Raw genomic sequence first — 23,995 nt, forward strand, 5'->3', positions numbered from 1 at the left:
GGCTTACGCCGAACAATCGGCAACGCCAGTACCGACGAGGGTATCCGCATGGATATGAGTGTTCCGTTCTACGCCGAGTTCGCCGCCGAGGCAGGCTATGCCGTCGGCGCGTCCCAAGGCGGCAGCGCGGCCGCGCTGCGCCATCACCTGGTGCGTCACTACGGCGGGCTGCACCGCCGTCTGGCGCATGATCTGGGCTGCGCCGACCTGGCCAGCGAGAGCCTGCACGAGGCCTGGCTGCGGCTGGGCAACATGGCGCTGCCGGCGCGTGTGCAGAATCCCAACGCCTATGTGTACCGCATTGCGCGCAACGCGGCGGTGGACCGCCTGCGCGGCGAGACGCGCACCGTGGCGCTGTCCGTCGTGGACAGCGACGTTGATCTGCCTGACCAGCAGCCGGGGCCGGAGCGGGCCGCCGAGGCACGCTCTCTGCTGGCACGGCTGGACGAGGCCCTGCACGGCCTGCCGTTCCGGCACCGCTGCGTGCTGTTCGACCTGCACGCCGAAGGCCGCACACGCGCCCAGGTGGCGGCGACCTATGGCCTTTCCCTGCACACCCTGGACACCGTATTGCGCCAGGCGCTGGCCTGCTGCGCCGGCGCGATGGCCGAGTCCGGCGCGCGGGGACGCCCGCACCGCGAGCGGGCAGTCTGAACCTTGGAGGGGCCTGGGCATGGACATCCGCCATCTGCGCGACTTCCTCGCCCTGGCCGAAGCACTCACTGCACTTCGGCCGCGCCGCCGAGCGCGTCCACATCGACCCGTCGCCGCTGTCGCGCCCCGTGCGATGAGCCGCATCAAAGGTCTTGATGCGGCCGGCAGCGGCATCGGTCAGGCCTCGGTCCATGCCGCCTGCCGGTCCGATTCGGACAGCAGTCGAATTTGAGGCCGCCAGATGTGAAAAAGGGCTTAGCGAGTCATCGCTAAGCCCTTGATAATTCCTGGTGGCGCATCCCTGATTCGAACAGGGGACCTGCGGATTATGATTCCGTCGCTCTAACCGGCTGAGCTAATGCGCCAACGCATCTAAAAGATTGCTTTTCGTCGCTTCTTCGTCGATGCTGCTTCGTTTGGCGCGCTTTGTCTTGCTAAGCTGCGTCAAGCGAAGAACGAAATTCTAGCACAATAAATTTCTGTCGCGCAAGCGTCATCCAAAAAGAACATCGATCTTCGCCTCGGCCGCTACGAGGCATCCAACGCCAGCCGGATTCCCGAGAACTGCCACCGCGCATCCGCCGGAAAGAAATTCCGGTAGCTCGCACGGATGTGGTCCCTGGGCGTGGCGCACGATCCGCCACGCAGCACGTACTGGTTGCACATGAACTTGCCGTTGTATTCGCCCACGGCGCCTTCCGGCGGCATGAAGCCGGGATAGGCATCGTAGGAACTGCTCGTCCATTCCCACACGTCGCCATACATCTGGCTGGGGCCGGCGCCGTCGCCCGCCGGGGCGCTGCGGGGCTGCAGATGGCCGCTTTCGAGCATGTTGGCGCGTCCTTCGGACTGCGCGCTGCCCGTACCCGCCAAGGCCGCGTCGCGCAGTCGCGCCGCGTGTTCCCATTCGCCTTCTCGCGGCAATCGCGCGCGAGCCCAGCGAGCATACGCGTCCGCCTCGAAATAGCTGACATGCGTGACCGGCGCGTGCGGATCGATCGGCTGCATGCCATGCAGCGTGAAAGCCTGCCAGTCGCGCTTCTGCCCTTCCCAGTACATCGGCGCGCGCCAGCCGGCGCTGTTGACCATGTCCCAGCCCAGCGACAGCCAGAACTCCGGACGCCGATAGCCGCCGTCCAGCATGAACTCAAGATACTCGCCCTGCGTGACCAGCCGGTTGGCCAGGCAATAGGGGCGCAGCAACGCGTCGTGGGCGGGGCTTTCGTTGTCGAACGCGAAGCCCGCGCCTTCGTGGCCCAGCCGCACGATGCCGCCGTCGTAGCGTGTCCATCCTGCCCGCGTGCCAGGCGGCAGGCTGCCGGCGGGGGATTCCTCGCGGTACGCCGGCCGCAGGGGATTGCACGACAGCAGGTGCTTCAGGTCGGTCAGGATCAATTCCTGGTGCTGCTGCTCGTGGTTGAGCCCCAGGATGACCAACGCCTCGAATTCCGCATCGCCGGCGTGACGCGCCAGCAGCGTGTGCATCGCCGCATCGACGTGTTCGCGGTAGCGCAGCACGTCGGCCAGCGGCGGGCGCGTCAGCAGGCCGCGCTGCGGACGCGGATGCTTGTCGCCGATGGCGTTGTAATAGGAGTTGAACAGCATCCGGTATTGCGGATGAAAGGGCGCGCGGCCAGGATCGAAACGGCCGATGACGAAGGTCTCGAAGAACCACGTGGTATGCGCCAGGTGCCATTTGACGGGGCTGCAGTCCGGCATGGATTGCGCCTGGCAATCCTCCGGGCTGAGCGGCGCGGCCAGTGCGACGCTCTGGCCGCGCACGCCCTCGTAGCGCTGCGAGGCCGTGCGTTCGGCGCGCGGCAGGGCGGACGCGGCCGCGCCCGGATGGGTCAACAGGCAGGAGGGGTCCATCGGGACTCCTGGAAAGGGTAAGACTCGCATCAGGCGCGCGCGCTGAAGACGGAGAACCAGTCGCGCCGGTCGGACCAGTGTTGCACTTCATCGAAGCCCGCTTCGCGCAGCAGCGAGGCAAAGCCTTCCACGGTGTACTTGTACGAGCTTTCGGTATGGATGCTCTGGCCGCGAGCGAAACGGCGCTCGCCGCCCGGCCACTTCACCAGCACGTCGCAGGCGGCGCGCAGGTGCATTTCCACACGGGATTCGGTCTCGTTGAAATGCGCTTCGTGACGCCAGTCCTCGACACGGAAGTTGCTGCCCAGCAGCGTGTTCACGTGCCGCAGCATGTTCAGGTTGAAGGCGCCGGTCAGGCCGATCGCATCGTCGTAGGCGGGTTCGAGCACGCTGCGCGGCTTGACGCGATCCACGCCCACCAGCAGGCCGCCGCCCGGGCACAGCGCGCGGATGCGCTGCAGCAGGCCCAGGGCTTCGTCGGGCGTCAGGTTGCCGATGCTGGAGCCAGGATAAAAGAACAGCCGGCCTTCCGCGGGCACCGCCTCGGGCAGTTCGAAGGCATGCGAGAAGTCGCGGCCCAGTGCGCAGATGTCCAGGCCGGGATGCGCATGGCGCAGACGCGCCACCGCATCGTTCAGGTAGTCGGCCGAGATGTCGATGGGAACATAGCGCGCGGGCTTGAGCACGGGGAACAGCTTCTCCGCCTTCACGCAGTCGCCCGCGCCCAGGTCGATCAGCGATTCGACGCGGCCCACCTGGCGGGCGATATGGGCGGCCTGCTCGCGCAGGATCTCGGCCTCGCAGCGGGTGGGGTAGTACTCGGGCAGCAGGGTCAGCGCCGTGAAAAGGCTGGAACCCAGTTGGTCATACAGGTATTTCGGGCTGATGGTGGCGGCGGCGGCGGTCAGGCCGGCCCGCAACTCGTCGGCGGCGGAACCGGTGCGGGAAGCGGGGGCGGCGGAATCCGGCGCCAGGGAGGTCAGGGAGCGTGCCATGCGTTCGGGTCCATCCTGAAGTGGGGGAAGGGGGAAGCGCTGTGCGAGCCGTTAGGCTTTTTTCTACCCTGGCGGACCGACTTTTCATGCCCTGCGGGTGGTTTCTTATTCTTTTTTCTTATTGTGCCTGCTGGCCCGCAGGGGGTGTCAAGCAAGCCTTGCCGGATTGCAAACGACTTTTACGAAATGCGGCGTGGAGGCTGGTTTTTCACCCGACAGACATACCGTGCTACGGCCCGTTGCCAATCCTCAGGGCGCACCCAGGCCGCTTTGGTAAGAATAAGGCCATCGTGTTGCAACAGTCCGAGCTGTTGCAGCCGCACCTGCCAGGAGGCTCGTATGTCCACCATCGTCGTTGCCCGGTTCGATAGTATTGCTTCCGCCCGCAGCGCGGCGCACGCCTTGGTCGCGGACGGCTTCGCGGAAGAGGCAGTCAGCATGTTCCACGGGGATTCCTCCCTGGGGGATCTCGGCGAGCATGGCTTGCGAGGCGGCCCCGAACTGGGGTCGGTGGTCGGGCGCAAGGGCGCAGTGTCCGTCCTGGCCGCGGTGTCGGCGCTGGGCGCGCTGATCGGCGCCGCCCTGTTCTCCCTGCCCGAGTGGAGCGACGGCATGGCCTTGGCCGCCGGCGGCGCGGCGGGGGGCTACATCGGCGCATTGCTGGGTGGACTGTGGATGGTGGGCGGCCTGCCGGGACAGGCAGGTGGCCTGGACAGCGGCCTGTTCGGCAAAGCCATCCTGGTGGCGGTGCAGGTGCATCCGGCCGGAGTGCCGATGGTGACGGCGCTGCTGCGTGACGCGGGCGGAGTACAGGTGGATCAGGCGCGTGGGCCGTGGCAGGTGTCCGAACACTGGGCTCCCGCGCCCAAGCCCCTGGCGCAGCCGCGTACCTGGCTGACCGTGGCCGCCGCCCGCACGGCCGGGGCACGGCCCGCTCCCGCCGGGCGCCGCACGCAGTGGCAGCCTTGAATGCGATACGTGCCTTTCCCCTCCTGACGCGGCTGGCGCGCGCCGGCGCGGCGGGGCTGGCCGTCCTGCTGGCGGCCTGCGCCAGCGTTCCCGACACCGCCTTATTGCGCGAGCGCGGGCAGCAGTCCGCGCGGTCGGCCGACCTCGGTTGGCAAAGCTACGAGCGCGGCCAGGACCTGGCCGCGCAGCACTCCTCGCAGCATGACTTCCTCGCCTACCATCTGGAAGTGGAACAGGCGGTAAGCGGCACGCCCCTGTCGTCCGGCAACAGGGTCGAGCTGCTGGAGGACGGCCCCACGGCCTACGACGCCATGTTGCGCGCGATCGGCCAGGCGCGGCGCTACGTCCACATGGAAAGCTATATCTTCGACGATGACGAGGATGGACAGCGATTCGTCGAAGCGTTGATCGCCGCCAGCCGCCGCCACGTCGAGGTGGCGCTCATGGTGGACGCCGTTGGCACGATGGACACTTCCGATGCCATGTTCCAGCAGTTGCGCGACGCCGGCGTGCAGGTGGCGGTGTTCAATCCGCTCAACCCGGTCGAGGCGCGCGCGGGATGGTCGCCGAACCAGCGCAACCATCGCAAGGTGCTGGTGGTGGACGGCCAGGTGGGGTATCTGGGCGGCATGAACATCAGCGGTGTGTATTCGTCGCGCGCCAGCAGCGCGTCGGCCTCGGGTGGAGACGGGAAGGGCGATGCGCCGTGGCGCGATACGCACGTCGAGATCCGCGGACCCGGCGTCGCGCAGTTGGAACAGGTGATCCGTGAGGGCTGGGCCTCGCAGAAGGGCCCTGCGCTGACCGAATGGATCACGCTGGCGCCGCCCGCCAGGCAGGGTGGCCTGGCGGTGCGCATCCTGGCCAACCAGCCCGACGATGCCGATGGATATACGGTGTACCTGACGATGATGTCGGCCTTCGCCAGCGCGCGGCGCTCCATCCACATCACCATGGCGTATTTCGCGCCGGATCCCGCGTTCGTCGAGGTGCTGGCCGATGCGGCGCGGCGCGGCGTGGAGGTGCGGATGGTGCTGCCCGGCTTCAGCGATTCATCGCTGGTGCTGTATGCGGGGCAATCCCACTATGGCGAGTTGCTGCGTGCTGGCGTGAAGATCTACGAGCGGCGCGACGCCTTGCTGCATGCGAAGACGGCGGTGGTGGATGGCGTCTGGTCCACCGTCGGATCCAGCAATATGGACTGGCGCAGCTTCGCGCTGAACTACGAGGTGAATGCGGTCATCCTTGGCAGCGAGTTCGGCAATCAGATGGAGGCCATGTTCAAGCAGGACGTGGCCAACGCCACTGCGGTGGATCTGCAGGCCTGGGAAGACCGTGGCGTGGGCGAGCGCGTGATGGAAGGCGTGTCGCGCCTGTTCGAGCGCTGGTTGTGATGAAGTCTCCGGTCGGCCGCTTCCAGCTCAGGCCGCCGCCGGTTGCAGCGGTTCCGTCGGCTGGTCGGGCCGGTTCAGTTGCGCCAGGGCCGACGTGATGTCGGTCGCCGGCTGGAACGAATCGGCGCGCGCCATGCCCCAGCCCACGCGATAGACGTCGTGGCGGAACTCGCCGCGCAGCAGTTCGCCCGGCGCCAGTTCGGGAAAGATCGCGGACAGCAGGCGCACTTCGGAAGAAGACACGCGCCGCGCGATGTGATGCGGACGCAGCTGGCTGGGATGCGTCAGGCCCGCCGCGCCGATCAGTTCGGCCAGGGCGTGCTGCGTGTTGCGGTGGAAGTGCGCCACGCGCTGTGCCTTGTCCGGCACCACCAGCGCGCGCTGGCGCAGCGGGTCCTGCGTGGTGACGCCGGTGGGGCACTTGCCGGTGTGGCAGGCCTGCGCCTGGATACAGCCGATGGCGAACATGAAGCCGCGCGCGGCGTTGCACCAGTCGGCGCCCAGGGCCATGGCGCGCGCCATGTCGAAGGCGGTGATGATCTTGCCCGACGCGCCGATGCGGATACGGTCGCGCAGGTTCACGCCGATCAGCGTGTTGTGCACCAGGCGCAGCGCTTCGCGCAGCGGCGTGCCGACGTGGTCGACGAATTCGACCGGCGCGGCGCCCGTGCCGCCTTCCGCGCCGTCGACCACGATGAAGTCGGGCGTGATGCCGGTTTCCAGCATGGCCTTCACCATGGCGAACCATTCCCAGGGGTGGCCCATGCAGAACTTGAAGCCCACGGGTTTGCCGCCGGACAGCTCGCGCAGCCGCGTGATGAAGTGCATCAGGCCGATGGGCGAGTTGAAGGCGCTGTGGCTGGAAGGCGAATTGCAATCGCGCCAGGGCTGCACGCCGCGCGCCTCGGCGATCTCGATGGTGACCTTGCCGGCGGGCAGGATGCCGCCATGGCCGGGCTTGGCGCCTTGCGACAGCTTGATCTCGATCATCTTCACCTGTGGCAGGGCGGCATTGCGCGCGAAGGCTTCTTCCGAGAATCCGCCGTTTTCGTCGCGGCAGCCGAAGTAGCCCGAGCCGATGTTCCACACCAGCGCGCCGCCCGGCTGCCGATGGTAGCGGCTGATGCCGCCTTCGCCGGTGTCGTGCGCGAAGTTGCCCTGGCGCGCGCCTTCGTTCAGCGCCAGCACGGCGTTGGCCGACAGCGCGCCGAAGCTCATGGCCGAGATGTTGAAGGCCGACATGGAGTACGGCTGCTTGCAGTCGGGGCCGCCGACGCTCACGCGGAAATCCGCATCGGCCACGTGGGCTGGAGTCATCGAGTGGTTGATCCACTCGTAGCGGTCGCCGTAGACGTCTTCCTGCGTGCCGAAGGGACGCTTGTCGATCTCTTCCTTGGCGCGCTGGTAGACGATGGAGCGCTGCGCGCGCGAGAAGGGCGCGGCCTGGGTATCGTCTTCCAGGAAGTACTGGCGGATCTCGGGCCGGATGAATTCGAACAGGAAGCGCAGGTTGCCCAGCACCGGGTAGTTGCGCCGGATGGCGTGGCGCGTCTGGATCATGTCGTAGACGCCCAGCAGCGCCAGCGCCGTCAGCGGCAGGGCGGCGAACAGCCACCAGGCCGATACCGCCGCGGCCAGCGCCAGCGTGATCGCGGCGCCCATCATCATCAATGCAAAGGCCGTGAAGCGGCCGGCAATCCAACTCATCCCATCTCTCCTGATCGAGGATGGAGGCACCATAACAGATGCGCATCACCGCTGATACCGCGGGGCGGCGCCGTTCAGTGCCCGGAAAGCGGCGGCGCGCCCGAGATGATGGGCGGCGGCTGGCGTGCCGCCGGAAAGGTCAGCAGCTCGACGGCGCCGGAGTCTTCTCGACGGCCAGGCCGAAGGCGGGGCGCAGGCGCACGCCGATCACGTTGCCCACGAAAGCGGCGGGCAGCCACAGCCAGGCATGCAGGCTGCCCGACAGGATGCCGCTGAAGTATGCGCCGATGTTGCAGCCGTAGGCCAGGCGGGCGCCGTAGCCCAGCAGCAGGCCGCCGACCACTGCGCCCGCCAGTTGCCGGGCGGGCACTTTCCAGACGGGGGCGAACTTGCCGGCGGCGCAAGCCGCGGCCAGCGCGCCCAGCATCAGCCCGATGTCCATGACGGTGGTGACGTCCTGGCGCAGCGGCGCGGCCAGCGAGGCCTGCTGCCGGGTCCAGTAGGTCCAGCTGGCGACGTCCATGCCGAGGCCGTCCAGGGTCTTGGCGCCCCACAGCGCGAAGGCCGAGGTGATGCCCCACGGGCGGCCGGCCAGGGCCAGTGTGGCGAGGTTCAGAACGACCAGGGCGATGCCGCCCCAGACCAGCGGCCAGGGACCGCGCAGCAGCGAGGCGGGCGTGCCGGTGCCGGTCGAGGTGGAGACCAGGTGGCCGTGGCGGCGCTTCTCCAGCACGGTGGAGATCCCGGCGATGGCGGCGAACACGGCCAGGTTGGCGGCCAGCGCGGCGGGCACGCCCCAGGACTTGACCAGCGAGGTGGGCGGCAGCGCCGGCAGGGCCGACCACCAGGGAAAATGCGCGGTGCCCAGCACCGAGCCGATGATGAAGAACAGCAGCGTGACGATCATGCGGGTGTTGCCGCCGCCGACCGCGAACAGCGTGCCGGACGCGCAGCCGCCGCCCAGCTGCATGCCGATGCCGAACAGGAAGGCGCCCAGCAGCACGGACACGCCGGCCGGCGACACCAGGCCATTGACCGGCTGGCCGAACAGCGAGCCGCCCGCCAGGATCGGGAAGAACAGCAGCACGCCGACCGACAGCATGATCATCTGTGCGCGCAGGCCGGCTGCGCGCCGGTCGGAGACGAAGACCCGGAAGGCCTGCGTGAAGCCGAACGAGGCGTGGTACAGCGTGATGCCCAGCAGCGCGCCGGTGATCCACAGCGCGCTCTGGCGCCAGCCGACGGTTTCCAGCAGATAGGCCGCGCCGGCCAGGACCAGCAGCAAGGCGATCCAGAGCGGCTTGCGATTGATACGGATCGGCGCAAGCGCCGAAGGGAAGGGCAGGATGGGGGCGGTTTGACGCATCGCGGCAGTCTAGCGATGGCTTTTAATCTCTCAAAATAATCAATCTTGATTTTTTAATTTCCAATGGAAATAAGAAATCAGGACAGCCGCCACGCCAGCGCGGCCAGCGTCACCACCAGCACCGGCAGCGTCAGCACGATGCCCACGCGGAAGTAGTAGCCCCAGCCGATGGTCAGCCCCTTGCGCGCCAGCACGTGCAGCCACAGCAGCGTGGCCAGGCTGCCGATGGGGGTGATCTTGGGGCCGAGGTCGCTGCCGATCACGTTGGCGTAGATCATGGCATCGCGCACCGCGCCGGTGGCCGTGGTGTCGGCGATGGACAGCGCGCCGACCAGCACGGTGGGCAGATTGTTCATCACCGAAGATAGCAGCGCGGTGATCAGGCCCGTGCCCATGGCCGCGCCCCACACACCGTGTTCAGCGCAGCGGTCGAGCACCGTGGTCAGGTAGGCGGTGAGGCCGGCGTTGCGCAGCCCATACACCACCAGGTACATGCCCAGCGAGAACACCACGATGTGCCAGGGCGCTTCGCGCATGATGCGGCGCGTGCCGACGATGTGCTGGCGTCCCGCCACCAGCAGCAGTCCGGCGGTGCCGGCGGCGGCGATGGCGCTGATCGGAATGCCCAGGGGTTCCAGCACGAAGAAGCCCGCCAGCAGCAGCGTCAGCACTACCCAGCCGGCGCGGAACGTGACCGGATCGCGCACGGCGCTGCGCGGCTCGGGCAATTGCGACACGTCGTAGCGCGCGGGAATGCCGCGCCGGAAGAACAGCATCAGCACCGCCAGCGTGGCGGCCACCGCGGCGAAGTTGACCGGCACCATCACGGACGCATAGCGGCCGAAGCCGATGTCGAAGAAGTCGGCCGAGACGATGTTGACCAGGTTGGAGACGATCAGCGGAATGCTGGCGGTATCGGCCACGAAGCCCGCCGCCATCACGAAAGCCAGGGTGGCGGCCGGCGCGAAGCCCAGCGCCAGCAGCATTTCCATGACGATGGGCGTGAGGATCAGCGCCGCGCCGTCGTTGGCGAACAGGGCGGTGACCATGGCGCCCAGCAGCACGATCAGCACGAACAGGCGCCTGCCGCTGCCGCCTCCCCAGCGGGCCACGTGCAGGGCGGCCCATTCGAAGAAACCGGCGCGGTCCAGGACCAGGCTGGTGATGATGATGGCGATGAAGGTGGCGGTGGCATTCCAGACGACGTGCCAGACCGCGCCGATGTCGGTCCAGTGCACCACGCCGGTCAGCAGGGCCAGCGCCGCGCCGATGCAGGCGCTCCAGCCGATGCCCAGGCCGCGTGGCTGGGCGATGACGAGCACCAGGGTCAGGGCGAAGATGGCGGCGGCGAGCGGCATGGTGCGGCGTTGCAAGGGTAGGAAAGCCGCGATGGTAGCCTGTTTCCCGGGCTGCGGATCGCTGGCGGAATCGCGCGCTTGCGGCCATATGGGAAGGAAGCCGCATGTCCAGCAATCCGCGCCGCCGGAGATCGACGACATGGATGCCGTGTGCGGCGAGGCATTCATCGAGGCGGGCATCCCGCAGGTGTCGATGCGCGGGATGCCGGACTGAACCGTGCGCCGTGCCCGGGCCTTCGTCCGGTGTTCAGTTCGCCGAGGCTCTGGCCCGCTTCACTTCCAGCGGCGTCACCGGCCCGGCCGCGTTGCCCCAGCTGTTGCGGATGTAGGTCACCAGCAGCGCCGCGTCGTTGTCATTCAGTATCTGGCCGAACGGCGGCATGCCGTGCGGCCGCGGGTTTTCCGCGGTGGCCGGCGCGAATCCGCCGTCCAGCACCATGCGGATGGCGTTGATGGGCGAGGCCGCGGTCACGGTGGGATTGCCCGCCAGCGGCGGCCAGGCCCGCGTGTGGCCTTCCCCCGATGCCTGGTGGCATTGCACGCAGTGCTGGGCGTACAGCTTGCCTCCGGCATCCAGCGACGCCTGGGGCGGCGGGGGATGGCGGGCCGGCGGCGCGGCGGAGGGCAGGCTTTTCAGGTAGACGCCGATGGCTGAGGCATCGCTGGCGCTCAGGTGTTGCGTACTGCGCTGGACCACTTCGGCCATGGGGCCGCTGGCGGTGGAGTGCGCCGCCATGCCGGTGCGCAGCAGCGCGGCGATGTCTTCGGCCTGCCAGTTGCCCAGGCCGGTCGCGGGCGCGCCGTTCAGCGGTGGGGCATACCAGTCCAGCATCGGAATCAGGCCGCCGCCCAGGCCCGCGCCGTCCATCGTGGCGCCCAGGCCGTTGCGCGGCGCGTGGCAGGCCGCGCAGTGGCCCAGGCCCCGCACCAGATAGCGGCCGCGATTCCATTGCGGCGATTGCCCGCTGTCTTCGGCCGGCGTGCCGGGCGTGAAATACAGCGCGCGCCATGCCGCCAGCAGCGGCCGTTGGTCGTACGGAAAGCGCAGCTCGGGCGGGCGGCTGGGCTGGCTCACGGGTGGCACGGTGCGCAGGTAGGCATGGAGCGCATCCGAGTCCGCCCGCGAGACGTTCGTGTACTCCGTGAACGGAAAGGCCGGATACAGCAGCGTGCCGTCGCGCGACTTGCCGTTGTGCAGGGCGTTCCAGAAATCGTCGGCCGTCCACGCGCCGATGCCGGTCTGGGGATCGGGGGTGATGTTGGGGCCGTACAGCGTGCCGAAGGGCGTGGGCACCGGGGCGCCGCCGGCGTAGGGCTTGCCGTCGCGGGCGGTGTGGCAGGTCATGCAGTTGCCGATCGAGGCCAGATAGCGGCCACGGTCGAGCTGGGCGGCGGGGTCGGTGGCGGCGATCGCGGCCGGGCCGGCGTCCTCGCGCGTGCCCAGCCAGTGCGTGATGCCGGCGGACCCTGCGCACAGCAGCAGCAAGGCCAGCAGGATGCGTGCAATCCGTCTCATGGATGATCCCGTTCAGCGAGGTGACTGGCTGCCGCACTGGGCGGGCAGGGCGGCCGATCCGGCGGCCTGCGGCGCGTAGGCGGCGCCCACGGGCTGCGAGGCCAGCCAGGCGGAGACCGCGCTGATGTCTTCCGGCGTCAGCTTGTCGGCCACGTCGGCCATGCAATCCGGCGCGGCGGCCTGGCGGCGGGCATTCTTCCAGCCGCCTATCTGCGATACGAGGTAGTCGCGCGGCAAGCCCAGCAAGCCGGGAATGGCGGGCAGCATGCCGCCCAGGCCCGCGCCATGGCAGGCCGCGCAGGCGGCCAGCCCGCGGGCGGGATCGCCTTGCATGATCAGCCTGCGGCCCTGTTCCAGTTGTGCCGCGGGCACGCTGGCCGGCGAGGGCGGCGGATAGGGCACGTGCTGCTCGGCGAAGTAGCCGGCGATCTCGTGCAGATAGGCATCCGGCAGGTTCGCCAGCAGATGCTGCATGGGCCGGTACTGCCGGCGTCCATCGCGGAAATTCAGCAGTTGGTGATACAGGTAGTCCTGCGGCTTGCCGGCCAGCCGGGGATAGTAGCCATCGTTGCCGGCGCGGCCCTGCTCGCCGTGGCAGGCCGTACAGGCCGCCACGCGGGCGGCCATGGTGCCAGGCTGCATGGCGGCGGGTTCGGCGGCGTGCGTGGGGACGCAAAGAATGAGGATGGCGAGCGCGGCAAGCGCGCAGCCCACCAGCGGCGTGCTGCCGCGACGGCGCGCGGCACGGGGCGTACAGGAGGCGTTCGGCATCGGCTTTGTCGTTATGGCGTGCGCCGGGGAGCGGACGTGGAATGGGATCTGCCGGATGCAAGCATACGACGGCGGGTCGGGGTCGGTACAGAAGGGCGATGGCGATGGGCCGGGCTTTGCAGGCCACAGACGGCTGCCGGATAGGACATATCCGAGCCGGAAAGCAAAAAAGCCACGCGATTGCGTGGCTTCCTGCGTTTGCTGACTTGGTAGTGTCAGCCATGCTGCGAGTACTAAAGCGGTGGTGCCCAGGAGAGGACTCGAACCTCCACACCTTGCGGCACACGGACCTGAACCGTGCGCGTCTACCAATTCCGCCACCTGGGCATTGTCTGTTTCCGCAAGCGTCTCGTTTTTCGCGATTCGCTGTGTCAGCAGCAGAGGAACGAGATTATGCATGTGTTTTTGGGTTTGTGCAAGTCGATGGCGACTTTTTTAAAATATTTATAGTTCGCCCATGAGTCGACCTGTCTGCCCCCGCTGCACGAGGCCACTGGCCCACTGTCTTTGTCCTCTGATTCCCTCGTTGCCCAGCGCCACGCGGGTGGTGGTGCTGCAGCATCCCGACGAGGCGCGCCACGCATTGAACACGGCGCGGCTGGCGGTGCTGGGCCTGCCCAACGCCCAACTGCTGGTCGGCGAGCGTTTCGCGCCCGAGCAGTGGCAGGCGCCCGGCCATGCGCCGCACCTGCTGTTTCCCGGCCCAGGCGCGCGCGTGCTGTCGGCCGATGGCGGGCGGCCGCCCGCAGAGCCTTCCGGCATGCCTTGCCTCCTGGTCGTGCCCGATGGCACCTGGCGCCATGCCCGCGCCCTGTTGCGCCACAACCCCGGACTGGCCGGGCTGCCGCGCCTGGCCCTGCCCGAGGGCTCGGTATCGCGTTATCGCGTGCGGCGGGCGCGCGAACCCGGGGCCTTGTCCACGCTGGAGGCCATCGTGCAGGCGCTGAACGGGCTGGAGCCGCCCGCCGCGTTCGATGCGCTGCTGCGTCCGTTCGACGCGCTGATCCAGGCGCAGATCGCCGCGATGGGCCAGGATCGATATGAACGCCATCATGTGCGCAGGCAGGGCCCGCGTTCGCGGTAATTGTGAGGCCGCGCCCGCATCGGCATAATGCTTCGCGAATCCGTTGGCATGGAGGAGGTGGCGGGCATGGAACGCAGGGCAGTGTCTTCACGGTCTGACCGCCTCGTCCAGGCGGTGGCCCGGCGGCTGGCCAGCGTGCCGGAGGGCCCGATCGCCGTCGGCTCGGGCTCGGGCTCGGGCTCGACCGGCTGGGCGCGCACCCGCGCCATTGCCATCGACCTGGCGCGGCAGGGGCCGCAATGATCCAGCGCGGGCGGACCTATCGCGTGCTGCGCGAACTGCTGTGCGGGCTGGTGCGTTTTCTGGTCGGGGCCTACCCCAGCGGCGAGATGCCGCCGGGCCACCGGCAGACGCTCTACTTCGCCAATCACACCAGCCATCTGGACACCCTGGTGATCCTGGCCGCGCTGAAGCTGCGTGCGCGGTCGCGGGTTCGGCCGGTGGCCGCGCGCGACTACTGGTGCAAGACCGACAGCCGCCGCTGGGTGGCGGAGAAGATCCTGAACGTGGTCTTCATCGACCGGCAGCGCGGCGGCGGCGATCCGCTGGCGCCCGTGCGCCAGGCGCTGGAAGAGGGCGCGTCGCTGATCTTCTTTCCCGAGGGCACGCGCGGCGACCAGGAGTTGCCCGGCGCCTTCAAGAGCGGCCTGTTCCGACTGGCGCGGGAGTTTCCCTCGCTGAACCTGGCGCCGGTCTATCTGGAGAACCTGCACCGCATCCTGCCCAAGGGGGCGCTGCTGCCGCTGCCGCTGATCAACAAGGTGCACTTCGGTCCGGTGCTGGCCCGCGTGGGCGACGAGACCAGGGACGACTTCCTGGCGCGCGCCCACCAGGCCGTCAGCCGCCTGTCGCCCGGCCATTGATGCAGGGACGCCATCCATGAACCTCGATTTCTGGCGCCTGGCCCTGGGCACCATCGCTTTCCTGGCCGCGTCCACCGTGGTCAGCCATGTATTGGTCTGGCGCGTGGGGCGCGGCAGCGCCGCCAGCCGCAACCTGGCCGAGCGCGTGGATGCGTGGTGGCTGCTGGTGGGCATCGGTATTCCGGTGATCGCGGCGGGACGCGTGCCCGCCATCGTGCTCTTCGCCTGCGCGTCCTTCCTGTCGCTGCGGGAGTTCCTGTCGCTGACGCCCACGCGGCCAGGCGACCGGCCCGCGCTGTTCGCGGCGTTCTTCGTCGCGATCCCCGTGCAGTACGTGCTGGTGGGCGTCAACTGGTATGGCCTGTTCGCGATCTTCCTGCCGGTGTATGGCTTCCTGGTGATCTCGGCCATGACGGCCGTGGCGCAGGACACCCGGCACTATCTGGAACGCACGGCCAAGATCCAGTGGTCGGTGATGGTGTGCGTGTACGGCATCAGCCACGCGCCCGCGCTGATGGCCCTGGAGATTCCCGGCCATGACGCGGCCGATGGCGTGCTGCTGTTGTTCTTCCTGCTGGTCACGCAGGTTTCCGACGTGCTGCAGTATGTGTGCGGCAAGCTGTTGGGCCGGCGCGAACTGGCGCCGGCGCTCAGTCCCGGCAAGACCTGGGAAGGCCTGATCGGCGGCGGCCTGCTGGCCACCGGGGTGGGGGCGGCGCTGTACTCGTTCACGCCGTTCCCGCCCTGGCAGGCGAGCCTGCTGGCCCTGGCCATCGTGGTGTCGGGCGTGATCGGCGGGCTGGTGCTGTCGGCGGTGAAGCGGTCGCTGGGCGCCAAGGATTGGGGCGCGAGCATTCCGGGGCATGGCGGCATGCTGGACAGGATGGACTCGATCGCGTTCGCCGCGCCGATCTTTTTCCACCTGACGCGATTCTGGTACGCGTGAGGGTCGGCCGTACCGGAGCGGGACGGCAAGCCGCCGCCGAAAAAACAAAAAGCCCGCATGTGCGGGCTTTTGCCGGTGGCTAGCCAGTAGCTGGCTTTCGAGAGGCGCGGCGCATATTCATGAACCGTTGGCAGCCGCCTTTCGACTGAAATGCTTGGTGCCCAGGAGAGGACTCGAACCTCCACACCTTGCGGCACACGGACCTGAACCGTGCGCGTCTACCAATTCCGCCACCTGGGCACTGCTTTGCAGCGACTTCTTTGCTGCGACTTCTGTTTTCTCGGGGCCTTGGTGCAATAGCGCCGCACCGGCTTTGTGATACGCTTTTCCGAAGTTGCTTAATTCAGCAATATGATCCGGCAAAGCCGCCGGAGTCAAAAATTGCTACGGCGAACAGAAGCTGTGCATTATATACGGGATTTTCACCTTTGGCAAAACGACCGAATAACGACTCGAATAACAACCGATCCACGTCTGTCTTGCCCGATGCGCCGCCCGATTTCGATCCCGACGTCCCCTCGCGCGAAGCCATCCTGACGGCCCTGCGTTCGGCCGCGGCGCCCCTGTCGCCGGAAGAACTGGCGCAGCGCATGGGCGTCGAGCGGGAAGCCACGCTGGTCGGCTTCGACCGCCGCCTGGCGGCCATGGAACGCGACGGCCAACTGATGCCCAATCGCAAGGGCGTGCTGCTGCTGGCGACCAAACTGGATTTCGTGGCCGGCAAGGTGCTGGGCCACCGCGACGGATTCGGCTTCCTGCAACGCGATGACGGCGGTCCGGACATCTTCCTGGCTGCCCGCGAGATGTCCAAGGTGCTGCATGGCGACCGCGTGCTGGTCAAGCCCACGGGCGAATACCGGGGCAAGCCGGAAGGCACCATCGTCGAGGTCATCGAGCGGCGCACCAACAAGCTGGTGGGGCGCTTCCTGCACGAACATGGCCTGTCCATCGTGGTGCCGGAAGACCAGCGCATCAAGCACGACATCCTGATTCCGCCGGCCGACACCAACGGCGCCCAGCACGGGCAGGTGGTGTCGGTCGAGATCATGGCGCAGCCCACCCGCCATACGCAGCCGCTGGGCCGGGTGTACGAGGTGCTGGGCGAGATCGACGATCCCGGCATGGAAATCGAGATCGCCGTGCGCAAGTTCGACGTGCCGGTCGATTTCAGCGAGGCCGCGACCAAGCAGGCCGCGCGCCTGCCCGACGTGGTGCGCAAGAGCGACCTGAAGGGCCGCGTCGACCTGCGCGACGTGCCGCTGATCACCATCGACGGCGAAGACGCCCGCGACTTCGACGACGCCGTCTATTGCGAACCCGTGGATCTGGGCACCGGCACGCGCAAGCGTCCCGCCTGGCGCCTGCTGGTGGCCATCGCCGACGTCAGCCACTATGTGCGCAGCGACGACCCGCTGGACGTGGATGCCTTCGAGCGCGGCACCAGCGTATATTTCCCGCGCCGCGTGATCCCCATGCTGCCCGAGTCGCTGTCCAACGGCCTGTGCTCGCTGAACCCGAACGTCGACCGGCTGGTGCTGGTGTGCGACATGGTCATTCCGGCCACGGGCGCCAAGGCCGGCACGGTCACGGCCTATCAGTTCTTCAACGCGGTCATGCATTCGCAGGCCCGCACCACCTACACCAACATCTGGTCCGCGCTGCAGCAGCCCACCGGTCCGGCCGCGGCGGCCTTGGGCGGCGTGCTGCCGCACGTGCAGCACCTGTACGAGCTGTTCCAGCTGCTGGTCCAGTCGCGCCGCAAGCGCGGCGCCATCGACTTCGATACCGTCGAGACCAAGATCGTCTGCAACCAGCTGGGCCGCATCGAACAGATCGTGCCCTCGGTGCGCAACGATGCGCACAAGCTGATCGAAGAATGCATGCTGGCGGCCAACACCTGCGCCGCCGACTTCATGCTGCGCAGCAAGCACCCGGGCCTGTACCGCGTGCACGAAGGCCCGACGCCCGAGCGCCTGAAGTCGCTGCGCGAATTCCTGCGCACCATGGGCCTGTCTTTGGGCGGCGGCGAAGAGCCCACGGCCAGCGACTACGGCGAATTCCTGGACAGCGTGCGCGGCCGTCCGGATTTCCCGCTGCTGCAGACCATGTGCCTGCGCTCGATGCAGCAGGCCATCTACAGCCCGGACAACGTCGGCCACTTCGGCCTGTCGTATCCCGGCTACACGCACTTCACGTCGCCCATCCGCCGCTATCCCGACCTGCTGACGCACCGTGTCATCAAGGCCCTGCTGGCGGGCGACCGCTACGTGCCCAAGCTGGAAGACCAGCCCGTGGCCGTGGGCGCCAGCCAGAAAGAGCACGAGCACGACATCTGGGAAAAGATGGGCCTGCTGCTGTCGTCCCGCGAGCGCCGCGCCGACGAGGCTTCGCGCGACGTCGAGGCCTGGCTGAAGTGCTGGTTCGTCAAGGAACGCGTGGGCGAGGACTTCAGCGGCACCGTCACCGGCGTGGCCAGCTTCGGCATCTTCGTCACGCTCGATACGCTGCACGTCGAGGGCCTGGTGCACGTCTCGGAGCTGGGCGGCGAGTATTTCCAGTTCAACGACGGGCTGCACGAACTGCGTGGCGAGCGCACCGGCATGCGCTACCGCCTGACCGACAAGGTGCAGGTGCAGGTGGCGCGCGTGGACCTGGAAGCCCGCCGCATCGAGTTCCGCCTGGTCAAGGGCACCAGCTTCGACGCGTTGCGCAAGCAGGCGGCGAAGAACCCCGACGAGCCGCCGCGCCGCGTCAAGCGCGCCGCCGCGCCCAAGCCTGCCGCCCTGAAGGGGCAGACGGCCAAGCAGCGCCGCGCCGAAGCCAAGCGCGCCAGCAAGCCGGCCAAGACGGCGGCGCGGCCCGCGAAGAAGGTGCCGCGCGCGCGATAGCGCGTCTGCCATCCGGCGGGCCTCGCGGACGGAATCCAATGTTCGATGCCGCTGCCCGAGGCGCCGCCAGGGGCCTTCCGTGCGATACGCCGCCTAGGCAGTAAGCCGGTCTTCGGGCCGGCTTTTTTCCGGCTCGGGCCGCGCGCCGGCCGCTTCCCAATGCGCGGTAATGGCCGGCATGTTCACTTCGATCCAGTCGGCCAGGCCCTGCACGCGCTCGGCCGCCTCGCGCCCCAGCGGCGTCAACGAGTACTCCACGTGGGGCGGCACCACCTTGAAGGCCCGCCGCCGCACGATGCCGTCGCCTTCCAGCCACTGCAGCGTCTGGGCCAGCATGCGCTCGCTGACTCCGCTGACCGTGCGGCGCAGGTCGCTGAAACGCTGCGTGCCGGGCAAAAGCGCGATCAGCACCAGCACGCCCCAGCGGCTGGTCATGTGCTTGAGCACTTCGCGCGACGGACAGGCGACGGCCATCAGGTCGCCGCGCTGCATTTTTTCCGATAGCGAGGCCGGGCGGGCGGGCGGATCGGCGGGGGCGGGGTCGGCCTTCATGTCGATACTTACCTTTCTGTGCGTACTTACAAAAAATTAGTATGAAGCGTAGAGTCTAGCGCTCCTTTCCCTGGAAACCAAGAACAGGAGTTCCGCCATGACCATCGCCATCACCGGCGCCACCGGCCAATTGGGCCGCATCGTCGTCGACAAGCTGAAGCAGAAAGTGCCCGCCGCGGATATCGTGGCACTCGTGCGCAGCCCCGAGAAGGCCGCTGGCCTGGGCGTGTCCGCCCGCGCCGCCGACTACGCCGATACCGCCTCGCTGGATGCCGCGCTGGCCGGCGTGCAGACGCTGCTGCTGATCTCGTCCAGCGAAGTCGGCCAGCGCGTCGCCCAGCATCGCAATGTGATCGAGGCCGCCCGCCGCGCCGGCGTCGAGCGCATCGTCTACACCAGCCTGCTGCATGCCGACCGTTCGCCGCTGAGCCTGGCCGATGAGCACGTGGCCACCGAGAAGCTGCTGAAGGCGTCGGGGATCGCGTATACCGTGCTGCGCAACGGCTGGTACACCGAGAACTACGCCGGTTCGTTCGGCGGCGCCTTGGCGCATGGCGCCCTGGTGGGCAGCTCCGGCAACGGCAGGATCTCTTCGGCCACGCGTGAAGACTATGCCGAAGCCGCCGTGGCCGTGCTGACGGGCGCGGGCCACGAAGGCAAGATCCATGAACTGGCCGGAGATACCGCGTGGACGATGGCCGAGCTGGCCGCGCTGCTGTCGCGCCATGCCGGCCGCGACATCCCGTACAACGACCTGCCGCAGGCCGAGTACGCCGCCATCCTGAAGCAGCTCGGCCTGCCGGACTTCCTGGCCGAAGGCATCGCCTCGTGGGACGTGGGCGCCTCGCAGGGCGCGCTGTTCGACGATGGCGGTGCGCTGTCCAGGCTGATCGGCCGTCCGACCACGCCGCTGGCCGCCACCGTCGACGCCACGCTGAAGGCTTGAGACGGCGGCGGTGAGCGTGGCGCGGGGCCGGCGTTGCGGCCCCTGCCGGCCCCATCGCGGCGCGCGCGGCGGTAACATGGCGGGATCGGCGCCGCCGCCGTCCGCTCATGCGGACCCTCGGCCAGTGCGCCCCTCGCTCATCAAAAGGTATTACGCTCTATGGCTTCGGCCCAAGTCCTCGCCGGGTTTCATGCGGTCATCGCGCGGCTGCGCCATGCTCCCGAATCGATCAAGGAAATCTACGTCGAGGCTTCGCGGCGCGACAAGCGCATGCAAAGCCTGATCGAGACGGCCGAACGCGCCGGCCGGCGCGTGCACCCCGTCGCCATCGACCGGCTGGATGGCCTGTCGCGCGGCACGCGCCATCAAGGCGTGGTGGCGCTGGCCGACGAACGCCAACTGGCCGTCGATGTCGACGAAGTGCTCGACGTCATCGAGGGTCCGGCCTTCCTGCTCATCCTCGACGGCGTCACCGACCCGCACAATCTGGGCGCGTGCCTGCGCACGGCCGACGCGGCCGGCGTGCACGCGGTCATTGCTCCGCGCGACCGCGCGGTGGGCCTGACCAGCACCGTGCAGCGCGTGGCCTGCGGTGCGGCCGACACCGTGCCCTACCTCACCGTCACCAATCTGGCGCGCACCATGCGCAGCCTGAAAGAGCGCGGCGTCTGGCTGGTCGGCACCGACGACCAGGCCACCGACAGCATGCATGCCGTCGACGCGCGCCAGCCCATGGCCTGGGTCATGGGCGCGGAAGGCGAGGGCATGCGCCGCCTGACGCGCGAGACCTGCGACCAACTGGTCAACATCCCCATGCTGGGTTCCGTCGAAAGCCTGAACGTCAGCGTCGCCAGCGCCGTGTGCCTGTACGAAACCGTGCGGCAGCGCCAGGCCTGAGCCTTTTCCCCTCTTCTTTCCTGAAACACCGAGACCATGCATCAGAACGGCTTTACCACCGGCATTCTCCACTCCGACCGCAGCCAGTCCGTCGAGCACGGCGCCGTGCACAAGCCGATGCACCCGTCTTCCGAGTTCGCCTACGAAGACGCGCGTGAGCTGGCCGCGGTGTTCCAGGGCAAGGCGGGCTTCACGTATGCGCGCCAGGGCACGCCGACCACCAACGCGCTGGAAGCCAAGATCACGCTGATGGAAGGCGGCAAGAACTCCGTCAGTTTCGCCACCGGCATGGCGGCGTTGGCCGCGGTGTTCTGCACGCTGCTGCGCCGTGGCGATCACCTGGTCTCCAGCCAGTACGTGTTCGGCAACACCAACAGCCTGCTGGGCACGCTGGCCGATCTGGGCGTGCAGGTCACCACCGTCGACGCCACCGACGCCGAGCAGGTGCGCGCCGCGCTGCGTCCCGAGACGCGCATGGTGTTCACGGAAACCATCGCCAACCCCGGCACGCAGATCGCCGACCTGAAGGGCATCGGCGATCTGTGCCGCGACCATGGCCTGGTCTACCTCATCGACAACACGCTGACCTCGCCCTGGCTGCTGCAGGGCCGCGAGATGGGCGCCTCGCTGGTGATGAACTCGCTGTCCAAGTACATCGCCGGCCACGGCCACGCGCTGGGCGGCTCGATCACCGATACGGGCCTGTACGACTGGGCGAACTACGGCAACATCTACGATTCGTACAAGAAGGGCCCGTCCACCGGCTGGGGCCTGACGCAGATCAAGAAGAAGGGCCTGCGAGACATGGGCGGCACGCTGGCCGCCGAGCCCGCGCATCGTATCGCCATCGGCGCCGAGACCCTGGCGCTGCGCATGGACCGCCATTGCGCCAACGCGCTGGCGCTGGCGCGCTTCCTGGAAAAGCACCCCGGCGTGGCCAGGGTGCGTTATCCGGGCCTGGAATCCCATCCGCAGCACGCGCGCGCCGCGGGCCTGTTCAAGGGCCGTTTCGGCGGCCTGCTGGGCGTGGAGCTGGCCGACGGCATCGATTGCTTCGACTTCCTCAATCGCCTGCGCATCGTGCTGATGGCCACGCACCTGGGCGATACGCGCAGCCTGGCGCTGCCCGCCGCGCACACCATCTACTACGAAATGGGCGCCGAGCGCCGCAGGCAGATGGGCATCGCCGACAGCCTGATCCGCGTGTCCGTGGGTATCGAGGACGAAGCCGATCTGCTGCACGACTTCGACCAGGCCCTGCAAGGCTGCATGAAGGCATGAGCAAGCGTCCCTCCGGACGGACGCCGCGGGCGTCCGCCAAAAAGGGGATGCCATGCGCCAGAGCCAATGCTGGCGCGGCTTGTAACCCGGTTTGGGCTTGACAGTCGCCCGGGCCGGATGCCTAATAACGTCTCTACGCCGCAGCGGCCCGCATGGCGCTCAGACGTGAAGCAATTCGCGACGTAGCCGTTCACAAGTTGTGCTTTGCAGCGCAAGAATCAGACATCCACTCGTTCTACCGCCACCGGCGCACGGCATGCAATCTTTGCGGCGTGCGCGGCGGGCCTATATTCTGTGAGGGGTATTCCTGCATGAACAAAACCGAACTCATCGATCACATCGCCAGCAAGGCTGACATCTCCAAGGCGGCTGCCGGCCGTTCGTTGGATGCACTGATCGGTGCCGTCAAGACCACCCTGAAGAAGGGCGGCACGGTTACGCTGGTGGGCTTCGGCACGTTCGCCGTCTCGGCCCGTGCCGCTCGCACCGGCCGCAATCCGCGCACCGGCGAAACGATCAAGATCAAGAAGGCCAAGGTGCCGAAGTTCCGTCCGGGCAAGGCCCTGAAGGACGCCGTCAACTGATGGACGGCATGGCGGCAGCGGCAAAGGCGGGGGCGCTGCCCTCGATTTGCCGGCCCTCGGGCGCTCCGCTATACTGCGGTCCGCATTGCGCAGTGGCTCCCCACCACAAGGGGTGCTTAGCTCAGTTGGTAGAGCGGCGCCCTTACAAGGCGTAGGTCACAGGTTCGACCCCTGTAGCACCCACCACCGCATTCTCATCCCCGATCGCCCGCCCCGCGGCACTCCGGATTCCATTGAAGAAGCGCCTCGCAGCGGCTGGCATCGTCAGGCAGCCCAGGCTCGTTCATTCCGGCTGTCCTTCCCCCTGCACATACTGGCCAGTGCCCTGTTCGGGTTGTCCTGATCCGGCGGGTCTGGCAAGACGTCGATACGTCCGGAAACGTCGCCGCAATGGTTGCCGCAATGGTTGCCGCCACTTAACTTGCGAATAATTCGCATTTAATATATCGTATCGGATTCCGAAGCCGTCGGCGGGGTGCGCGCGTTTGTTCGACGCGCGGCTGGCCGGCTGATAGTCCACAGATAGTTCCTCGGCTGATTCATGCCTAGCCCTCAATACGGTCGGTACGCTTCCTCTTCCTCCCTGTCTTCCTTGTTGTGGCGCGGCGCGGCGGGTGTGGTCATCCTTGCCCTGCACGTAGGCGTCGTCGCCGTTGCCTACTACTTCGGCGACACCGAGCCGCCCCAGATGCTCGAGCAAGAGCCGGTGATGGTCAGCGTGATCGAGGCGCCCGAGCCGCAACTGGCGCAAGCCCAGCCCGAGCCGCCTCCGCCGCCGCCCGTCGAGGAACCGCCCCCGCCCCCGCCTCCGGTCGAAGAACCGCCTCCCCCCGAGCCGGAACCCGAGGTCGAGCCGGAACCCGAGCCCGAGCCCATTATCGAGAAGCCGGTCGAGCCCGCGCCCAAACCGAAGCCCAAACCCAAGCCCAAGCCGCAACCCAAGCCGCAGCCCAAGCCCGAACCGAAACCGGAACCCAAGCCGCAGCCCGAAACGCCGCCGCCGCCCAGCCCCGTGGGCGAGCAGAAGGTGACGCAGGCACCGCGTCAGGCGCCGGAGCCGTCCGAGCCCGAGATGTTGAGCAACGTGCAGTATGCCGGCGGCCAGATCATGCCGAACTACCCGTCGATATCGCGCCGCATGCGCGAGGAAGGGCGCGTGGTCGTGCTGGTCGACATCAATAAGCAGGGGCTGGTCGACAGCGCGCGCATCGATGCATCCTCTGGCTTCCCCCGCCTGGACGAAGAGGCCCTGAAGGCCGCGCGCAAGCAGCGTTTCACGCCATACATGCGAAATGGGGTAGCCATGCCGGCCCGTGCCAGGCTGCCGTACGTATTCACCATGAGGAACTGAG

At 68.0% G+C, this 23,995-nt stretch carries 23 protein-coding genes and 4 tRNA genes; 16 read left to right on the plus strand and 11 right to left on the minus strand.

Annotated features, from left to right (window positions below):
- Positions 1-48 precede the first annotated feature (48 nt).
- Together A6745_RS25060 and A6745_RS28855 are read left to right on the plus strand one after the other, a co-directional pair.
- The gene (locus A6745_RS25060) at positions 49-654 is read left to right on the plus strand and encodes an RNA polymerase sigma factor (protein WP_082853280.1); all 606 of its coding nucleotides are present in this window, start codon (positions 49-51) and stop codon (positions 652-654) included.
- 19 nt (positions 655-673) lie between these two features.
- Positions 674-886, plus strand: coding sequence for a hypothetical protein (locus A6745_RS28855; RefSeq protein ID WP_156513538.1), 213 nt, complete (start codon positions 674-676; stop codon positions 884-886).
- Positions 887-942: 56 nt separating this feature from the next.
- On the opposite strand, the gene A6745_RS25065 is transcribed toward A6745_RS28855, so the two are convergent.
- From A6745_RS25065 to egtD, 3 genes are all read right to left on the minus strand, one after another.
- A tRNA-Met gene (locus tag A6745_RS25065) sits at positions 943-1,019 on the minus strand.
- A gap of 163 nt (positions 1,020-1,182) precedes the next feature.
- A complete protein-coding gene (gene egtB, locus A6745_RS25070; protein WP_082853281.1) occupies positions 1,183-2,526 on the minus strand; it encodes an ergothioneine biosynthesis protein EgtB in 1,344 nt (447 codons plus the stop codon).
- A gap of 29 nt (positions 2,527-2,555) precedes the next feature.
- On the minus strand, positions 2,556-3,521 hold the full coding sequence (gene egtD, locus A6745_RS25075) for an L-histidine N(alpha)-methyltransferase (RefSeq protein WP_066133546.1): 966 nt from the start codon (positions 3,519-3,521) through the stop codon (positions 2,556-2,558).
- Positions 3,522-3,860: 339 nt separating this feature from the next.
- Here egtD and A6745_RS25080 point away from each other — a divergent pair, with 339 nt between their 5' ends.
- Together A6745_RS25080 and A6745_RS25085 are read left to right on the plus strand one after the other, a co-directional pair.
- Positions 3,861-4,490, plus strand: a complete 630-nt coding sequence (locus tag A6745_RS25080) for a hypothetical protein (protein ID WP_066133547.1) — start codon at positions 3,861-3,863, stop codon at positions 4,488-4,490.
- A gap of 5 nt (positions 4,491-4,495) precedes the next feature.
- Positions 4,496-5,884, plus strand: a complete 1,389-nt coding sequence (locus A6745_RS25085; RefSeq protein WP_066134811.1) for a phospholipase D-like domain-containing protein — start codon at positions 4,496-4,498, stop codon at positions 5,882-5,884.
- A gap of 27 nt (positions 5,885-5,911) precedes the next feature.
- Here the strand turns inward: A6745_RS25085 and A6745_RS25090 are convergent, their stop codons facing one another.
- The 3 genes from A6745_RS25090 to A6745_RS25100 form a co-directional block, all read right to left on the minus strand.
- On the minus strand, positions 5,912-7,591 hold the full coding sequence (locus tag A6745_RS25090) for an FMN-binding glutamate synthase family protein (protein WP_066133550.1): 1,680 nt from the start codon (positions 7,589-7,591) through the stop codon (positions 5,912-5,914).
- 139 nt (positions 7,592-7,730) lie between these two features.
- On the minus strand, positions 7,731-8,957 hold the full coding sequence (locus tag A6745_RS25095) for a YeeE/YedE family protein (RefSeq protein WP_066133552.1): 1,227 nt from the start codon (positions 8,955-8,957) through the stop codon (positions 7,731-7,733).
- Between the two features lie 77 nt (positions 8,958-9,034).
- Positions 9,035-10,315 carry an arsenic transporter gene (locus A6745_RS25100; protein ID WP_066134814.1) on the minus strand — a complete coding sequence of 427 codons (1,281 nt, stop codon included), beginning with the start codon at positions 10,313-10,315 and terminating at the stop codon, positions 9,035-9,037.
- A 31-nt stretch (positions 10,316-10,346) separates the two neighbouring features.
- Here A6745_RS25100 and A6745_RS25105 point away from each other — a divergent pair, with 31 nt between their 5' ends.
- Positions 10,347-10,529 carry a hypothetical protein gene (locus tag A6745_RS25105; RefSeq protein ID WP_066133556.1) on the plus strand — a complete coding sequence of 61 codons (183 nt, stop codon included), beginning with the start codon at positions 10,347-10,349 and terminating at the stop codon, positions 10,527-10,529.
- 33 nt (positions 10,530-10,562) lie between these two features.
- Here A6745_RS25105 and A6745_RS25110 read toward each other — a convergent pair whose 3' ends face one another.
- From A6745_RS25110 to A6745_RS25120, 3 genes are all read right to left on the minus strand, one after another.
- Positions 10,563-11,831, minus strand: coding sequence for a c-type cytochrome (locus tag A6745_RS25110; RefSeq protein ID WP_066133559.1), 1,269 nt, complete (start codon positions 11,829-11,831; stop codon positions 10,563-10,565).
- Between the two features lie 12 nt (positions 11,832-11,843).
- Complete coding sequence (locus A6745_RS25115) at positions 11,844-12,473, minus strand: c-type cytochrome (protein ID WP_231886105.1); 630 nt, start codon at positions 12,471-12,473, stop codon at positions 11,844-11,846.
- A gap of 371 nt (positions 12,474-12,844) precedes the next feature.
- Positions 12,845-12,929, minus strand: a tRNA-Leu gene (locus A6745_RS25120).
- A gap of 130 nt (positions 12,930-13,059) precedes the next feature.
- On the opposite strand from A6745_RS25120, the gene A6745_RS25125 reads away from it, so the two are divergent.
- The 4 genes from A6745_RS25125 (at position 13,060) to A6745_RS25140 (ending at position 15,495) form a co-directional block, all read left to right on the plus strand.
- Positions 13,060-13,686: a tRNA-uridine aminocarboxypropyltransferase gene (locus A6745_RS25125; RefSeq protein ID WP_066133562.1), complete on the plus strand. Its 627-nt coding sequence runs from the start codon at positions 13,060-13,062 to the stop codon at positions 13,684-13,686.
- A gap of 66 nt (positions 13,687-13,752) precedes the next feature.
- Positions 13,753-13,929 (plus strand): hypothetical protein, encoded by a 177-nt coding sequence (locus A6745_RS25130; protein ID WP_156513539.1) that lies wholly within the window; start codon positions 13,753-13,755, stop codon positions 13,927-13,929.
- Positions 13,926-14,549, plus strand: coding sequence for a lysophospholipid acyltransferase family protein (locus A6745_RS25135; protein WP_066133568.1), 624 nt, complete (start codon positions 13,926-13,928; stop codon positions 14,547-14,549). Before A6745_RS25130 ends, A6745_RS25135 begins: the two co-directional genes overlap by 4 nt.
- Positions 14,550-14,565: 16 nt before the next feature.
- Complete coding sequence (locus tag A6745_RS25140; RefSeq protein ID WP_066133571.1) at positions 14,566-15,495, plus strand: phosphatidate cytidylyltransferase; 930 nt, start codon at positions 14,566-14,568, stop codon at positions 15,493-15,495.
- A 155-nt stretch (positions 15,496-15,650) separates the two neighbouring features.
- Here A6745_RS25140 and A6745_RS25145 read toward each other — a convergent pair.
- A tRNA-Leu gene (locus A6745_RS25145) sits at positions 15,651-15,735 on the minus strand.
- A 188-nt stretch (positions 15,736-15,923) separates the two neighbouring features.
- Between A6745_RS25145 and rnr the strand changes: the two genes are divergently transcribed.
- Positions 15,924-18,383 (plus strand): ribonuclease R, encoded by a 2,460-nt coding sequence (gene rnr / locus A6745_RS25150; RefSeq protein ID WP_156513540.1) that lies wholly within the window; start codon positions 15,924-15,926, stop codon positions 18,381-18,383.
- Positions 18,384-18,476: 93 nt separating this feature from the next.
- Here rnr and A6745_RS25155 read toward each other — a convergent pair whose 3' ends face one another.
- On the minus strand, positions 18,477-18,935 hold the full coding sequence (locus A6745_RS25155) for a winged helix-turn-helix transcriptional regulator (RefSeq protein ID WP_066133576.1): 459 nt from the start codon (positions 18,933-18,935) through the stop codon (positions 18,477-18,479).
- Between the two features lie 97 nt (positions 18,936-19,032).
- On the opposite strand from A6745_RS25155, the gene A6745_RS25160 reads away from it, so the two are divergent.
- From A6745_RS25160 to A6745_RS25185, 6 genes are all read left to right on the plus strand, one after another.
- Entirely contained in the window at positions 19,033-19,881 is an 849-nt protein-coding gene (locus A6745_RS25160; RefSeq protein ID WP_066133578.1) for an SDR family oxidoreductase, read from the plus strand.
- 159 nt (positions 19,882-20,040) lie between these two features.
- Positions 20,041-20,778, plus strand: a complete 738-nt coding sequence (gene rlmB / locus A6745_RS25165) for a 23S rRNA (guanosine(2251)-2'-O)-methyltransferase RlmB (RefSeq protein WP_066133580.1) — start codon at positions 20,041-20,043, stop codon at positions 20,776-20,778.
- A 36-nt stretch (positions 20,779-20,814) separates the two neighbouring features.
- On the plus strand, positions 20,815-22,059 hold the full coding sequence (locus A6745_RS25170) for a cystathionine gamma-synthase family protein (RefSeq protein WP_066133583.1): 1,245 nt from the start codon (positions 20,815-20,817) through the stop codon (positions 22,057-22,059).
- A 311-nt stretch (positions 22,060-22,370) separates the two neighbouring features.
- Positions 22,371-22,643, plus strand: coding sequence for an HU family DNA-binding protein (locus A6745_RS25175; RefSeq protein ID WP_003812968.1), 273 nt, complete (start codon positions 22,371-22,373; stop codon positions 22,641-22,643).
- Between the two features lie 110 nt (positions 22,644-22,753).
- Positions 22,754-22,829, plus strand: a tRNA-Val gene (locus A6745_RS25180).
- A gap of 355 nt (positions 22,830-23,184) precedes the next feature.
- Positions 23,185-23,994: an energy transducer TonB gene (locus tag A6745_RS25185; protein WP_066133586.1), complete on the plus strand. Its 810-nt coding sequence runs from the start codon at positions 23,185-23,187 to the stop codon at positions 23,992-23,994.
- The last annotated feature ends 1 nt before the right edge of the window (position 23,995 follow it).

The sequence above is a fragment of the Bordetella ansorpii genome (assembly GCF_900078705.1).
In the GTDB taxonomy this organism is placed as follows: Bacteria; Pseudomonadota; Gammaproteobacteria; order Burkholderiales; family Burkholderiaceae_B; genus Bordetella; species Bordetella ansorpii_A.